Origin of the sequence: Mycobacterium marinum (assembly GCF_003391395.1) — a bacterium.
GTDB lineage: Bacteria > Actinomycetota > Actinomycetes > Mycobacteriales > Mycobacteriaceae > Mycobacterium > Mycobacterium marinum.
Genome location: NZ_CP024190.1, coordinates 4,218,365 through 4,233,191, shown reverse-complemented (window position 1 = coordinate 4,233,191; position 14,827 = coordinate 4,218,365). Strand labels below are relative to the sequence as shown.

The window sequence follows — 14,827 nt, the reverse complement described above, 5'->3', positions numbered from 1 at the left end:
TTGGATGTCTGGCCGGCAGACGAATTAGTCAAGCTCAGTGGATGTTTCGCGGCGTCCAGCAGCGCCGCGAAAGTGTGGAAGTCGGTCCTTCCCGCGGCAGCTGTATTGCTGCCGCTCCGTGATCGGACTCGGGACGGCGCCGTCGCCCGCACCGGCTGGAGCGACACGCCAGCAACGTCAGAGCACCTGGACCAGACCGCACCTATGCGATCGGCCGACCAATCGGAAAGGAATTGAAGTCTGTGGATGACAACCTGATCAAGAAGGTCGTAGTTCTCGGCGGTGGCACCGCTGGATGGATGACGGCTGCATATCTTGGGAAGGCGCTGCAGGGCAATGTAGAAATCACCGTCCTGGAGGCGCCCTCCGTTCCGCGTATCGGGGTCGGCGAGGCCACCGTCCCGAATCTGCAGCGGGTGGTGTTTGACTTCCTCGGCATCCCCGAGGACGAGTGGATGCGCGAGTGCAACGCCAGCTTCAAGACCGCGGTCAAGTTCATCAACTGGCGCACCCCGGGTGAGGGATCACCTGTCGCCCGTCAATGGCAGGGGCGGCCGGACCACTTCTACCACCCGTTCGGACTGCTGCCGTCCCCGCAGCACATTCCACTATCGCACTATTGGGCCCGCAATCAGCTAAAGGGGGGAACCTACGAGCCTTTCGACTATGCGTGCTTCCGTGAGCCCGCGATCATGGACGCCATGAAGGCGCCTCGGTACCTGGACGGGACTCAGGCCACCTACTACGCCTGGCACTTCGACGCGGCACTGGTAGCGGACTTCTTGCGACGCTTCGCCACCAAGAACCTTGGTGTCGTGCACGTGCAGGAAAAGATGACCTCGGCTGAAAAGGACAGCAACGGGTACATCACCGCGCTGCGAACCGAGGAAGGTCACCGACTCGATGGAGACCTGTTTGTCGACTGCTCAGGCTTTCGCGGATTGCTGATCAATGAAGCGATGAACGAGCCGTTCATCGACATGAACGACCACCTGCTGTGTGACAGTGCGGTCGCCACACCGATCCGCCATGACGATGCGGCCAACGGTATTGAGCCCTACACCTCGGCGATCGCAATGAAGTCCGGTTGGACGTGGCGCACGCCGTTGCTCGGTCGCTTCGGGTCGGGATACGTGTACTCCAGTCAATTCGCATCACAAGACGAGGCCATTCGCGACTTCTGTACCTTGTGGCAACTCGACCCGGAAGACACGCCGCTGAACAAGATTCGGTTCCGGGTGGGACGCAACCGCCGGTCATGGGTGAAGAACGTGGTGAGCGTCGGCCTCTCCTCGTGCTTCCTGGAGCCGTTGGAGTCGACCGGAATCTTTTTGATCTACGCGGCCCTATACCAGTTGGCCAAGCACTTCCCGGACCGCCGCTTTGACCCGGTGCTCATCGATCGGTTCAACCGAAAGATCGATACCCTATTCGACGAGACCCGCGATTTCCTGCAGGCCCACTTCTACTTCTCTCCTCGCACCGATACCGAATTCTGGCGCGCCAACAAGGAACTCACGTTGACCGATTCCATCAAGGAGAAGGTTGCGATGTACAAGGCAGGCGTGCCGGTCAACCCGCCAATTGCCACGGAGTCGTCGTACTACTCGAACTTCGACGCGGAGTTCGAGAACTTCTGGACCAACGGCAGCTACTACTGCATTTTCGCCGGCTTGGGGGTGCTGCCTGATCACACACTGCCGGCGATCAACTACCAGTCGGAGGCTATCCACGAAGCGGATGCGCTGTTCCTGGATGTGAAGCAAAAGCAGCGGCATCTGGTTGAAACGTTGCCCTCCAACTACGAATATCTGCTCAAGCTCCACGGCAAGGACATGGAGCCCAACGATCCGATGGAGCCAGAAGTCACGTTCGTCGCCTGAGCAGCCCGCTGGCCAACGACCAAATGGCTGGTCGGTGCGAGGCGTTCGGCCTCGGCCCCCTTACCCGGGTCGGGGGACCGAGGCGGACGCTGAGCGGGCCGATCTCAGTCGGGAAGATTCTCGGGATGCAGCATCTCGGCGTAACGCAGGGGCTTCGGGATGCCGAAACCGTCCACCAGCGTCCTGGCGTGCGGGCGCAGCACCCGGCATCGATCGTTGATGCCTCGGGTGACTGCCTTGGCGCGTTCGGTCGAGAGGTACCGGTGCTCGATGTACCACGCCTTGTCTTCCTCGATTACCGACAACGCGTACAAGTCGCAGACGACCCCCAATAGCTCGCGGGCCTGCTCGTCGGTGCATGACTCGATGCCGGCGACGAAAGCCTCCAGAACCACCCGGTCGATATGGGCCTGTGCGGCATGGAGCACGTGGTCCTGGACCGCGTTGAAGGCATCAAACGCCGACATTTCGTTGGATTTGTTCTGCAGCCGCCGAGCCACCGAGGACAACAGATAGTCTTCGCGATCTTCGAACATCTTGACTTGGGTGCCGCGGTTGAACAGGCTGCCTTCTTCTTCGTTGTCCTGGCGGGCGTCCACGATCCGCTGCATGATCGCTTCGGCCGCGGTGCGCTTCATCACCCGGTCGCCGACCGCGTTGGCCGCGAAACGCACCCACTCGACCGGGCTCATACTGCGGATGTCGTCGGCGTACGCGGTGAGCAGCTCCTTGGCGACCAGTTGGGTCAGCACGTGGTTGTCGCCTTCGAATGTGGTGAACACGTCGGTGTCGGCCCGCAACGCGATCAGCCGATTCTCGGCCATGTAGCCGGCGCCGCCGCACGCTTCGCGCGCTTCCTGAATGGCACGGCTGGCGTGCCAGGTGTTGGCGGCCTTCAGGCCGGCGGCGCGAGCCTCCAGTTCGCGCTGCTCTTCGGCGTCGGGGGAGTCCGTTGTCTGCAGGTCATGACATTTCGACACCAGTTCGTTCTGTGCGAACTGCAGCGCATACGATCGCGCGATCAGCGGGAACAGCCTGCGCTGGTGCATCAGGTAGTCCATGATCAGCACTTCGCTGTCGTCGTCATCGGGTGCACTGAACTGCCTGCGCTGCAACGCATATCGGGTGGCAATGTCCAGTGCAACCCGAGCGGCCGCAGCCGCGCTGCCGCCAACGGTGACCCGGCCACGGATCAGCGTGCCGATCATGGTGAAGAACCTGCGGTTGGGATTGTCGATCGGCGAGCTGTAGGTGCCGTCGGTGGCCACGTCGCCGTACCTGTTCAGCAGGTTCACCCGGGGAATCCGAACGTGATCAAAGGTGATGCGGCCGTTGTCGACGCCCGGCAGCCCACCCTTGTAGTGGCAGTCCGAGGTCGTCACACCTGGCAGATCGTTGCCGTCCTCGTCGCGGATCGGAACCAAGAAACAGTGCACCCCGTGATTGGCTTGTTCGCCGTCGATCTGAGTGATCAGCTGCGCGAAAACTGCTGCTATGGTTGCGGTTTCGGCCGCGCCGCCGATGTAGTCCTTGCGGGCGGTAGGGGTCGGGGAGTCGATGATGAACTCCTCGGTATCGGCGTCGTAGGTCGCCGTGGTTTCCAATGACTGGACATCGCTGCCGTGTCCGGTCTCGGTCATCGCGAAGCAGCCGCGCAGCTGCAGGTCAATGATCTTTGGGACGTACTGTTCGTGGTGGCGCTCGGTGCCCAGATTTTCGACCGCGCCGCCGAACAGTCCCCATTGGACGCCCGCCTTGACCATCAGCGACAGGTCCGACATCGCCAGCATCTCGATCATGGTGATGGCCGCACCCACATTGCCGGTGCCGCCATGTTCTTTGCGGAAGCTGTCCTCGGCCGCTCCCGCCCCGGCCATGAATTGCATCTGTTCGGCAACCTTGGCGCGGGCGATGACGGTGTTCGGTGTGTAGTGCGGCCGGAATATCTCCAGGGTCAGTTGCTGCCGCATCTCGTTTTTCACGTCGCGGAACCGGCCGTCGAGGGCGTCGCGCAGATGTTTGGCTGTGTTGGTCATGTCCGGCGCCATACCCGAACCGTAGCTCGCTAAACCGGGGTGTGGGAGACACCAGCGTCTCGGATTTGGTCCATCGGAGGCCGTCGGGGCGCATCCTGACCGATCAGCGGAGGCCGCGGTGGGTTTAGATATTGCGATGTCGACCCCAGAACCAACCGATTCCAGTCACAACCCCGAATCGGCTCTCGACGTTGGGCACGCGCACTCCGATGTGAGCGGAGGCTGGTTGCGAGCCGCAGCTTTCGGCGCGATGGATGGTCTGGTCAGCAATACCAGCCTGATCGCCGGTGTCGCGGCGGCCGAGAGCGTTCACGCCACCATCGTCAGTGGCATCGCCGGATTACTGGCGGGCGCGTTCTCCATGGCGCTGGGGGAATTCACCTCGGTGACCACGGCCAACGAACAGATCGACTCCGAGGTGCATGTGGAACGTCGCGCGTTGCGTGCCCGTCCGCAAGCGGAACGGGCCGAGCTGGTCGCGATGTTGGTGGACATGGGGATGACCGAAAAGACCGCCCAGACCGCCACCGACGAGATCCATCGCGACGAGAACCGGGCGGTCAACTTCCATATGGTCGGAGAAATCGGTGTGCACCCGGCCGAGAAGCCATCCGCATCGGCGGCCGCGATATCGTCTTTCGCAATGTTCGCCATCGGTGCGGTCATGCCGTTGATTCCCTACTTGCTGGGATTCGGCTCGTTGTCGGCTGGGTTGATTTTCGGTGGAGCCGGCCTGTTGATCGCCGGTGGTGTGACCGCGAGGTTCACCCGTAAAGCGATTTGGTGCAGCGCTTTTCGGCAATTGCTATTCGGCTCGGTCGCGGTCGCCGCGACCTATCTGGTTGGGCTGCTTATCGCTTCGGTGATGTGAAACCGTTTCTCGGCCGGCTGCTGGCCTGCTTGCTAGTGGGGTGCGTGTTGTGCCCCGCGGTCTTCGGTTGCGCCCCGACACATCAGCGGGGCGGGGTGCACACCCCAGCTGCGTTGCTGAGCTATATCGGCCAGGCGCAGATCCCGTTCGGAGCCAGCGTCGATGGCGCCGTGATCGGCGGACTCTCGGGCATCAGTTACGACGCCGACCGTCAGGTCTACTACGTGATCAGCGATGATCGTTCCGACCGGGGACCCGGCCGGTTCTTCACAATGCGGCTGGCGCTGTCGGACATCGGCATCAGCGACATCACCGTCACCGGCGCGTATTCCTTGCTGGATCGCGACGGTAAGCCGTTCGGGCCGCTGAATCGCAGCAGCACGCCACCGGTGATTTCCCCTGACCCGGAAGGCATCGCCGTGGACACCGCCCGGCGGCGACTGTATTGGAGCTCCGAAGGTGAGCGACTCACCGATCGGCAATTGGGGCTGTTGGACCCGTGGATCCGGATAGCGGATCTGGACGGCCGATATCTGGGACAGTTCACCTTGCCGCCGAATCTGGCGGTGTCCGCCCAACGCACCGGGCCGCGCAACAATCAGGCGCTCGAGGGTCTGGCGCTGACACCCGACGGTCGGTCGCTGTACGCCGCGATGGAAGAACCGGGTTTGCAGGACGAGCCGCCGGCCAACACCGGCCGCCAAGTGCTGACGCGTTTCACCAAATTCGACGTGGAGACGGCCGCGCCCACCGCCCAGTACGCCTACCCCATGGAGCCGGCTGCATCGCCCGCGGTCCGCAACGGCGTCTCAGATCTGGTCGCCCTGTCGGATACGACGTTCTTGGTGGTGGAACGAACGGCGACGGTGCCTCCGGTCATCCGCATCTTCCGCGCCGAGATCGGTGCCGCGACGGACGTGCTGTCCATGCCAACGATTCACGGGACGCCGTTGACCCCGATGCGCAAGACGCTGGCCGCCGACCTGCCCGCCCTGGCCGGCACGGCGGCGGCCGCGGCATTGTCACCGCTGAACAACATCGAAGGAATCACGCTGGGACCGAAATTGGCGGACGGCCGTCAATCGGTGGTGCTGGTGAGTGACAACGACTTCTCACCCGCCAAGGTCACTCAACTCCTGCTGTGGGCGATGCCGTGATCTGCCGGGACGCCGGGAGCCCGTAGCCGGTAGCGGGCAAGTCCGGCTCCCACGACACCGAAGGTGACCAGCATGCCGATGTCGAAGGCCCACCAGCCCGCATAGTGCGCCCACACTTCATTGTGGGTGGCAAGCACGTCGACGCGGTGCAGATCAACCGTGGATGCGGTCGCCGCAAATCCCCAGTGGGCGGGGACAAACCACGCGATCTGGTCGAATCCCCAGGTTCCCACCAGCGGCACCAGGCCGCCGGCAAATAGTAAGGACGCCAGGATCACCGGTACCACCAGCGGCAAGACCTCGCGCAGCGAACTGCCCAACGTCGAGAGCGTCAGCCCGATGATGGCGGACACGATGGTCGTGGCCGCCACGCTGGCATAGATCTCGACACCGGGGTTGGGGAGCAGCGCCGCGCCGTGCACCGGCTGGCCTTTGATGAGCAGAACGATGGCGGTGAGGATCGCGGCCTGAACGGCCGCGACCAGGCCGAACATGATGATCTTCCCGATCAGGTAGGCCGAAGCTGATAGCCCAACGGCCTGTTCACGGTGGAAAATCTGGCGCTCGCTGACCAGATCGCGAACGGTCAGGGCGGTGCCCATGAGCACCGCCGCGAAGTTGAGGGCCGCCAGGATCTCGACGGCTTCGTGGGGGTTGCCGCTGCCCGGGGGCGGTCTATCCAAGCCGGAATTGCCGGGAATCAGTAACGTCAGGGCACCCAACGCAAATGGCAGCAGCGCCAGGAAAACCAAGTACAGCCGGCTGGCGAGGAAAACCCGCACCTGGCGGCGAAGTATCAGGCGGACTTGCGCGCCGAAGGTGAGTTCGGCGGGGCGCCGTTCGGGTTCGAGCACCGACGGTGGTGTCGGTGACACCGACGCGCGTAGCCGGTTCTGAAACGATTGATGCGCGGCCTGCGGATCGGCACTGACCCGCGCGAAGATGTCCGGCCAGCTGGCGGTGCCCATCGTCGATTCGATCTGGACGGGAGGCCCGGCGAACGCCAAGGTCCCGGCCGGGGTAAGCAGCAGCACCTGGTCACACATGTTCAGGTGGGCCAGCGGCATGGATGCGACCACGACGACGCACCCGAGATCGGCCTGGCGGCGCAGCATGGCCAGCACATGCATCTCCTGCGCCGGGTTCAGCCCGGCGCTCGGTTCGTCGACCACCAGCAACGACGGTCGGGTGATGAGCTCGATTGCCATCGCCGCGCACCGTCGCTCGTCGGGTGTCAGTTTGGCCACCCGGGTGGCGCGTTGCGCGGTCAACTCGACTTCGTCGAGAACCTGGTTCACCACGCGCCGGCGATTGTCGGCCGAGGTGTCTGGTGGCAGCCGCATCCTGGCGGCATAACTCAGCGCCTGTTCGACGGTCAGCCGCGGGTGTACCCGGTTGTCCCGCGTTACCACCCCAATGCGCGACCGCATCGATTCCGGTTCGGCCGCGACGTCGTGACCATCGACGGTCAGGACACCGTCGCTGAGCGGTCGGGTGCGGGCCAGTAGCCCGGCCAGGCTGGAGTTACGGGCTCGCGACGGGCCGACCACGGCGATCAAAGAGCCTGGGCGCGTCGTGAATGAGACGTCCGAGATCAGCTCGTGCCCGTCGACGGTGAGCCCCAACTGATATGCCGCCACGCCGATCGTGCGTGCGCCGGGCTTGAGCGGCAATCGGTTGGTCGACGGCAACTCGCCGGTGCCGGTGCCGGTGCCGGTGCTGGAACCGGAGTCGGAGTCGGAGTCGGAGTCGGAGTCGGAGGCGGAGTCGGTTTCGGCACGGCCGGGCAGCAGCTTGCGGGTGGCGTCGATCATCCGCTCCACCAGGCCCCGGCTCTTGGGCTGTTCCGCGCCCTCGGACGCAGCTGGTGCCGACGCCGCGGGTAACTCGGGGGTCGGCGGCGTCGGAGAGGACTGTGATGGCGGACGCGGTGGTGATGGCGGTGCTGGTGGGTGCGGTGGCATCGGGGGAGGAGCCGCGGGTGCGCCCGGCGGTGCCAACCGGATTGGCCGGGTCGCCCGCTCGAACGTCGACGGTGCCGGCGGTGGCGTGGCGATTCGTTGGGTCGCCGATGCGGTGGGAAGTTGCTGGGTGACCGACTCCGTCGGTTTGCTCGGGGGGACGGGCTGCGGCGGGGCGGGCTCGGCCCGGGCGGGACGCGGCGGCGGATGCCCCGGGCCTCGTGGCGGATCGGCAGGTAGCGATCGCGCTCCGGCGGCAGCGGTGACCTGGAAGCGCAGCGGCGTTCCATGGTGGGGATCGCCGACGGTGATCGTGAGGCCGTCACGGATGTCGACGGTCGCCAACCGCGCTCCGTCAACGAACATGCCGTTGCGGCTTTGATCGATGGCCACCCAACGATTGCCCGCGAATCGCAGTGCCAGTTCCGGGGTTGGCCGGTCAAAGGTGTCAAAGGGGGCCGGGCCATCCAGGCGGATATCGAACTTGTCGCCGTAACCCACCAATGCGTCGCGGCCCGGAGTAAAGACGTAGCGCATCGATCCGAGCCACACGGTCAGAGGGAAACCGTTCGGCATCAAGATGCCTCGGTCCGCATGCCCGCCACCTTCCGTCACCGATCGCGTCCAGCTTCCCGGCCAACCGGTCTGGAACTAAGTGTGTACCCGCTGGACGGGTCTATCCATCCAGGATGCACCGCGTCGGTCAGAGGGTGTTGCGGCCTGGCGTGGCGGCCGCATTGTCCAGCAGGCGGCGCAGCACCTCGACCGCATCCGCGAGCACCTGGCGGTCCGACGGCTCGAGCCGGGCCAGCTGCGGTTCGATAGCGGCGGCCCGGTCGGTTCGCACCGCGCTCAATGTGCGCATTCCCTCTGGCGTAATACGAATCCGGACGGCGCGGGCGTCGCCCGGGTCGACGGTTCGGGTCACCATTCCGGCGTCTTCGAGCCGACGCACCTGAGTGGTCATCGTGGGCTGAGAGCAGTGGTCGACGGCGGCCAGGTCGCCGATGCGGGCTTCGCCCTGGGCCTCGATGGTCGCGAGCAGCCGTGCCTGAGCGGAGGGCAGCGGCATCTGGATGCGCTGCGTTGCCAGCCGATTCAGCCGCGCGACGACGGCCAGCAGATCCGCTCCAAGGCCGTGCGCAACCTGGGCTTGGTTGGCTGTGGCTGATGAGGTCATGTTCCTATCGTTTCATAGCTTTGCTAAGTGCCGCCAATCGTGGGTGCCATCACATCAAACCAGCGTATGGCGGTGTGCTGCGGCGCCCCGCCGGCCCGAGGCTGGCAGAATCGATGAAATGACCGCGTCAGCCCCGCTTGCGCCGCCCCACCGAGGAGGGCCGCTCCGACCGGGCGAATTGGCGCAGGCCTCGGTGATGGCCGCGCTGTGCGCGGTGACCGCGATCATTTCTGTCGTCGTTCCGTTTGCCGCCGGACTGGCGTTGCTGGGCACCGTCCCCACCGGATTGCTGGCCTACCGTTACCGCTTGCGGGTGCTGGTTGCGGCCACGGTCGCTGCGGGGGTGATCGCTTTTCTGATCGCCGGACTGGGCGGATTCATGGGGGTGGTGCACAGCGCCTACATCGGTGGCCTGACCGGAATCGTGAAACGCAAGGGGCGCGGCACACCGACGGTGATCGTCTCGTCCCTGATCGCCGGATTGGTGTTCGGCTCGGCCATGGTTGGCATGTTGGCGGCGCTGACGCGGTTGCGGCACCTGATTTTCAAGGTGATGACCGCCAACGTGGAGGGGCTCTCCTCGTTCATGGCGCGGATGGGCATGGAGGGCGCCGCCGAGGATCTGAAGCGCTACTTCGCCGAGGGGCTGCATTACTGGCCGTGGGTGCTGCTGGGTTACTTCACCGTCGCGATCATGGTGGTCTCGCTCATCGGGTGGTGGGCGCTGTCGCGCTTGCTGGAGCGGATGCGCGGCATCCCCGATGTGCACAAGTTGGACGCGCCTGTGGCCGGCGAAGCGACCTCGATCGAGCCGGTCCCGGTGCGGTTGGACAAGGTGCGCTTTCGCTATCCCGGTGCCGGACAAGACGCGCTGCGTGAGGTCAGCCTCGACGTTCGCGTCGGCGAACACATCGCGATCACCGGGGCCAATGGTTCCGGGAAGACCACGCTGATGCTGATCCTGGCGGGGCGAGAGCCGACGTCGGGCACTGTGGAGCGGCCGGGCGCGGTGGGTCTGGGCAAGCTCGGCGGCACGGCGGTGGTCCTGCAGCATCCGGAAAGTCAGGTGCTGGGTACCCGGGTGGCCGACGACGTGGTGTGGGGTCTGCCGCCGGGCACCAAGATCGATGTCGACCAGCAACTTGCGGAGGTGGGCCTAGAGGGGCTCGCGGAACGCGAGACCGGCAGTTTGTCCGGCGGTGAACTGCAGCGACTGGCCTTGGCGGCGGCGCTGGCCAGGGAGCCGGCGATACTGATCGCCGATGAGGTCACCACCATGGTCGACCAGCAAGGCCGCGAAGCGCTGCTGCGGGTGCTGTCCGGTCTGACGAAACGGCACCGCACCGCCCTGGTGCATATCACGCACTACAACAACGAGGCCGATTCCGCCGACCGCACGGTCGACTTGAGCGAATCACCGGATAACGCCGAGATGGTCGAGACCGCGCCGGTGCCCGCGCCGGCTGTCGCGGTGAGCGTCGGAGTGCAGCGGCCGGCGCTCGAACTCATCGGCGTCGGCCACGAGTACAACATCGGCACCCCGTGGGCCAAGACCGCGCTGCGCGATCTCAACTTCGTGGTGGAGCAGGGCGACGGTGTGCTGATCCATGGCGGTAACGGCTCTGGCAAGTCGACGCTGGCCTGGGTGATGGCCGGGCTGACCGTCCCCACCACCGGCGCCTGCCTGCTGGATGGTCGGCCCACCCACGAGCAGGTGGGTGCGGTCGCGTTGTCGTTCCAGGCGGCGCGCCTGCAGCTGATGCGTAGCCGGGTCGATCTGGAAGTCGCTTCGGCGGCCGGCTTCTCGGCCCGCGACGAGGACCGGGTGGCCGCGGCGCTGAGCGTGGTTGGGCTCGATCCCACACTGGCCAAACGCAGCATTGATCAGCTCAGTGGCGGGCAGATGCGCCGCGTGGTGCTGGCCGGACTTCTGGCGTGCTCGCCGCGGGCGTTGATCCTTGATGAGCCGCTGGCCGGGTTGGACGCCACCAGCCAGCGCGGGTTGCTGCGCCTGCTGGAAGACCTGCGCCGGGAACAGGGTCTGACGGTGGTGGTTATTTCGCACGATTTCGCCGGCATGGATGAGCTTTGCCCGCGGACGTTGCATCTGAACAACGGTGTCATGGAACCGGTCTCGACGACCGCCGCCGGAGGACTCGGGGGCCGAACAGGGGCAGGGGGCAAGCCATGACTGTTCCGTCGCCGAGCGCCTCGGCCACCCCAGAACCTGGCTCCCGGCGCGCCGCGCGGCCGGTGGTATTGCTGGTGCCGGTGCCGCGCGGGTCTGCCATCCACGACCTGTGGGCCGGCACCAAGCTGCTGGTGGTATTCGCAATCTCGGTGCTGCTGACGTTTTATCCGGGATGGGTCACCATCGGGTTGATGGCGGCGCTGGTGCTGGTGGCGGCCTGGATCGCGCACATTCCTCGCGGTGCGGTGCCATCGATGCCGCGCTGGCTTTTTGTCGTCCTCGCGTTTGGTGGGCTGACGGCTGCGTTGGCCGGCGGTGATCCGATGGTCTCGGTCGGCGGCGTCGAGCTCGGCCTGGGCGGAGCGTTGAATTTCTTGCGGATCACCGCGCTGTCGATCGTGCTGCTCGCGTTGGGGGCGATGGTTTCCTGGACCACCAATGTCGCCGAAATCGGGCCCGCCGTAGCGACTCTGGGCCGGCCCCTGCGGCTGCTGCGGATCCCGGTTGACGAATGGGCGGTGGTTCTGGCGCTGGCGCTGCGCGCTTTTCCGATGCTCATCGACGAATTTCAGGTGCTCTACGCTGCCCGCCGGCTGAGGCCCAGACCGATGCCGGTGACGCGCAAGGCGCGCCGGCAGCGGCGCGGGATGGAAGTGATCGACCTGCTGGCGGCGGCGATCACCGTGACGTTGCGCCGCGCGGACGAGATGGGCGACGCGATCACCGCGCGCGGTGGCACCGGTCAGCTGTCGGCGAACCCCACGCGGCCGAAACTGGGGGACTGGGTGACGCTGGCGATCACGGCCGCCACCCGCGGCGCGGCAGTGGTCATCGAGACGATGCTGCACGCCGCTTAGGGTTGGGGCCTCATCCGGTCGATCAGGTTCGACAGCACGACGACGCTTTCGCTGCGTTCGATGTCGGCACTCGATCTGATGCGTTCGAGGGCGGTCTCGAGGTGGCCCATGTCGCGGGCCAGTACGTGCAGGATGGCATCCGACGTGCCGGTCACGGTGGCCGCGCTGACCACCTCGTGGATATCTATCCACGCCGCCTGCAGCTGATCGGGCGCAATCCTGCCGTGGCAGAACACCTGGACATAAGCCTCGGTATGCCAGCCGAGCGCGTTGCGATCGACGATGGTGGTGAAGCCCTTGATCACGCCGTTGTCGATCATCCGGTCGACCCGGCGTTTCACCGCCGGTGCGGACAGATTCACCTTCTGTCCGATCTCGGCGAAAGTGGCCCGGGCATGGTCGGTCAGCTCGACCAGAATGCGGTCGTCGGTGTCGTCCAGGTGATCCATGTCACCCCTCTCGTCTCGGCGCGCAACAGATCGCTATACATCGGAATCTAGCGCAACATATTGATGGTCGACGCGCAATGATCATCGTTTGATTGTGCAAGAAAGGGCAAATATCTTTGTTTCATGACGGATTACTATGTCGCTGCGGCGGGCACACCGGCGGGCGCGCCGGCACGGCAAGAGTCCAGTAAGCGCACCCGGGCGGCCAGCCCGCGGCGCTATGCCATGACCCCCCCATCGTTTTTCGCGGTCGAATATGCGATCAACCCGTGGATGGACACCACGACACCGGTTGACGCGGGGGTCGCGCTCGCGCAGTGGGAGCAACTGCGCCAGACCTATCTGCGGCTGGGCCACCAGGTGGAGTTGGTCGAGCCCGAGCCCGGGCTGCCGGACATGGTGTACGCCGCCAACGGCGGGTTCATCGGCAACGACATCGCCATCGTCGCCAAGTTCCGGTTCGCCGAGCGGGCCGGTGAGTCCAAGGCCTACGCCCGCTGGATGTCCGCCATGGGATATCGGCCGGTGTCGACTCGGCACGTCAACGAAGGTCAAGGGGACCTGCTGCGGGTCGGCGAAATGGTGTTGGCGGGATATGGCTTTCGCACCGATCCGCGCTCGCACGCCGAAATCGCAGCCGCACTGCGCATGCCGGTGATCTCGCTCGAGCTCGTCGATCCCCGTTTCTATCACCTGGATACGGTGCTGGCTGTGCTGGACGACCACACCATCGCGTATTACCCGCCGGCCTTCAGTGCGGCGGCACGCGACCAGCTGCAGGCGCTGTTCCCCGACGCGATCCTGGTGAGCAGTGCAGACGCCTACGCCTTCGGCCTCAATGCCGTGTCGGATGGGTGCAACGTCGTAATACCCGCTGCGGCGACAGGCTTTGCGCTGCAGCTTAGTGAGGCCGGTTTCGAGCCAATCGGCGTCGATTTGTCCGAGCTGCTCAAGGGCGGCGGTTCCGTGAAATGCTGCACATTGGAGGTACATCCATGACGATTCTCGACGCTCCGGTTTCGGTGGAGGTCGATGAAACCGGCGACGCGATTGCGTTGGTCGAAAAGCATGCCGCGCACAATTACTCGCCGCTGCCGGTGGTGGCGGCCAGTGCCGAGGGTGCCTGGATCACCGATGTCGAGGGCCGACGTTACCTGGATTGTCTGTCTGCGTACTCCGCGGTCAATTTCGGGCACTGCAATCCCGAGATCATCGCAACGGCGCATGCCCAACTCGACACCGTGACGCTGGTGAGTCGTGCTTTTCATTCCGACCGCCTCGGGCCGTTCTGCGCGGCGCTGTCCGAGCTGTGCGGTAAAGACATGGTGTTGCCGATGAACTCGGGTGCCGAGGCCGTGGAGAGCGGCCTGAAGGTTGCTCGCAAATGGGGAGCCGACGTCAAAGGCGTTCCCGAGGGCCAGGCCAACATCGTCGTGGCGGACAACAATTTTCATGGGCGCACCATCAGCATTGTGAGTTTCTCGTCCGATCCCGTTGCCCGTGGTGGATTCGGGCCGTTCACGCCGGGTTTTCGTTCGGTGCCGTTCGGCGATTCCACCGCACTGGCGCGGGCGATCGATGAGAACACCGTTGCGGTGCTGCTCGAGCCGATCCAAGGGGAGGCGGGCATCGTCGTTCCTCCGGATGACTATCTGCCCGACGTTCGTGCGCTGTGCTCGGAGCACAACGTGCTGATGATCGCCGACGAGATCCAGTCCGGACTGGGCCGCACGGGTTACACCTTCGCTTGTGACTATTGGGATGTGGTACCCGATGTGTTCTTGCTGGGCAAGGCGCTTGGCGGTGGGGTGGTTCCGCTGTCGGCGGTGGTCGCCGACCGTGATGTCCTCGGGGTGCTCAATCCTGGCGAACACGGCTCGACATTCGGCGGCAACCCGTTGGCCGCGGCGATCGGTACCACGGTGGTCTCGATGCTGGAGCGCGGTGAATTCCAATCCCGTTCGGCCGAGTTGGGGGCCCGGTTGCACGCGCGGCTGGGTGCGCTGATCGGTGAGGGTGTGCTCGAGGTGCGGGGCCTTGGCTTGTGGGCCGGTGTCGACGTCGACCCGGCGTTGGCCACCGGCAAGGAGATCAGTTTGCGCCTCGCCGACCGCGGCGTGTTGGTCAAGGACACCCACGGCTCCACGCTGCGGTTTGCGCCGCCGCTGGTGATCACTGCCCAGGAAATCGACTGGGCCGTTCGGCAGTTCGCTGCGGTATTGCGGGAAGCAGGCTCATAATC

At 65.1% G+C, this 14,827-nt stretch carries 11 protein-coding genes; 7 read left to right on the top strand and 4 right to left on the bottom strand.

Annotated elements, in window-relative coordinates; genetic code table 11:
* Positions 1–242 precede the first annotated feature (242 nt).
* Positions 243–1,883 (top strand): tryptophan halogenase family protein, encoded by a 1,641-nt coding sequence (locus CCUG20998_RS17560; RefSeq protein WP_020730364.1) that lies wholly within the window; start codon positions 243–245, stop codon positions 1,881–1,883.
* A gap of 104 nt (positions 1,884–1,987) precedes the next feature.
* On the opposite strand, the gene CCUG20998_RS17555 is transcribed toward CCUG20998_RS17560, so the two are convergent.
* Positions 1,988–3,931, bottom strand: coding sequence for an acyl-CoA dehydrogenase family protein (locus tag CCUG20998_RS17555; protein ID WP_036456278.1), 1,944 nt, complete (start codon positions 3,929–3,931; stop codon positions 1,988–1,990).
* Positions 3,932–4,055: 124 nt separating this feature from the next.
* On the opposite strand from CCUG20998_RS17555, the gene CCUG20998_RS17550 reads away from it, so the two are divergent.
* Positions 4,056–4,790 (top strand): VIT1/CCC1 transporter family protein, encoded by a 735-nt coding sequence (locus CCUG20998_RS17550; protein WP_036456280.1) that lies wholly within the window; start codon positions 4,056–4,058, stop codon positions 4,788–4,790.
* Positions 4,787–5,947 (top strand): esterase-like activity of phytase family protein, encoded by a 1,161-nt coding sequence (locus CCUG20998_RS17545; protein ID WP_020730367.1) that lies wholly within the window; start codon positions 4,787–4,789, stop codon positions 5,945–5,947. The genes CCUG20998_RS17550 and CCUG20998_RS17545 overlap by 4 nt, the downstream gene beginning before the upstream one ends.
* Here CCUG20998_RS17545 and CCUG20998_RS17540 read toward each other — a convergent pair.
* On the bottom strand, positions 5,920–8,460 hold the full coding sequence (locus tag CCUG20998_RS17540) for an ABC transporter permease (protein WP_081651085.1): 2,541 nt from the start codon (positions 8,458–8,460) through the stop codon (positions 5,920–5,922). The two genes, CCUG20998_RS17545 and CCUG20998_RS17540, sit on opposite strands and share 28 nt — an antisense overlap.
* A gap of 151 nt (positions 8,461–8,611) precedes the next feature.
* Positions 8,612–9,088: a MarR family winged helix-turn-helix transcriptional regulator gene (locus CCUG20998_RS17535; protein ID WP_012395250.1), complete on the bottom strand. Its 477-nt coding sequence runs from the start codon at positions 9,086–9,088 to the stop codon at positions 8,612–8,614.
* 118 nt (positions 9,089–9,206) lie between these two features.
* Here CCUG20998_RS17535 and CCUG20998_RS17530 point away from each other — a divergent pair, with 118 nt between their 5' ends.
* Positions 9,207–11,279, top strand: a complete 2,073-nt coding sequence (locus tag CCUG20998_RS17530; RefSeq protein ID WP_081651067.1) for a DUF2232 domain-containing protein — start codon at positions 9,207–9,209, stop codon at positions 11,277–11,279.
* Positions 11,276–12,136: a CbiQ family ECF transporter T component gene (locus tag CCUG20998_RS17525; RefSeq protein WP_116269129.1), complete on the top strand. Its 861-nt coding sequence runs from the start codon at positions 11,276–11,278 to the stop codon at positions 12,134–12,136. The genes CCUG20998_RS17530 and CCUG20998_RS17525 overlap by 4 nt, the downstream gene beginning before the upstream one ends.
* Here CCUG20998_RS17525 and CCUG20998_RS17520 read toward each other — a convergent pair.
* Positions 12,133–12,585 carry an Rv2324 family transcriptional regulator gene (locus CCUG20998_RS17520; protein ID WP_012395248.1) on the bottom strand — a complete coding sequence of 151 codons (453 nt, stop codon included), beginning with the start codon at positions 12,583–12,585 and terminating at the stop codon, positions 12,133–12,135. The genes CCUG20998_RS17525 and CCUG20998_RS17520 overlap by 4 nt on opposite strands.
* 123 nt (positions 12,586–12,708) lie before the next feature.
* On the opposite strand from CCUG20998_RS17520, the gene ddaH reads away from it, so the two are divergent.
* The gene (gene ddaH / locus CCUG20998_RS17515; protein WP_012395247.1) at positions 12,709–13,584 is read left to right on the top strand and encodes a dimethylargininase; all 876 of its coding nucleotides are present in this window, start codon (positions 12,709–12,711) and stop codon (positions 13,582–13,584) included.
* Entirely contained in the window at positions 13,581–14,825 is a 1,245-nt protein-coding gene (gene rocD, locus CCUG20998_RS17510; protein ID WP_012395246.1) for an ornithine--oxo-acid transaminase, read from the top strand. Before ddaH ends, rocD begins: the two co-directional genes overlap by 4 nt.
* Positions 14,826–14,827: the final 2 nt, after the last annotated feature.

Excerpts from the sequence above, each read along its gene's own strand:
- CCUG20998_RS17520 (WP_012395248.1), bottom strand. The coding sequence starts at position 12,585 with ATGGATCACCTGGACGACACCGACGACCGCATTCTGGTCGAGCTGACC.
- ddaH (WP_012395247.1), top strand. The coding sequence starts at position 12,709 with ATGACGGATTACTATGTCGCTGCGGCGGGCACACCGGCGGGCGCGCCG.
- rocD (WP_012395246.1), top strand. The coding sequence starts at position 13,581 with ATGACGATTCTCGACGCTCCGGTTTCGGTGGAGGTCGATGAAACCGGC.
- CCUG20998_RS17550 (WP_036456280.1), top strand. The coding sequence starts at position 4,056 with ATGTCGACCCCAGAACCAACCGATTCCAGTCACAACCCCGAATCGGCT.
- CCUG20998_RS17555 (WP_036456278.1), bottom strand. The coding sequence starts at position 3,931 with ATGGCGCCGGACATGACCAACACAGCCAAACATCTGCGCGACGCCCTC.
- CCUG20998_RS17525 (WP_116269129.1), top strand. The coding sequence starts at position 11,276 with ATGACTGTTCCGTCGCCGAGCGCCTCGGCCACCCCAGAACCTGGCTCC.
- CCUG20998_RS17530 (WP_081651067.1), top strand. The coding sequence starts at position 9,207 with ATGACCGCGTCAGCCCCGCTTGCGCCGCCCCACCGAGGAGGGCCGCTC.
- CCUG20998_RS17535 (WP_012395250.1), bottom strand. The coding sequence starts at position 9,088 with ATGACCTCATCAGCCACAGCCAACCAAGCCCAGGTTGCGCACGGCCTT.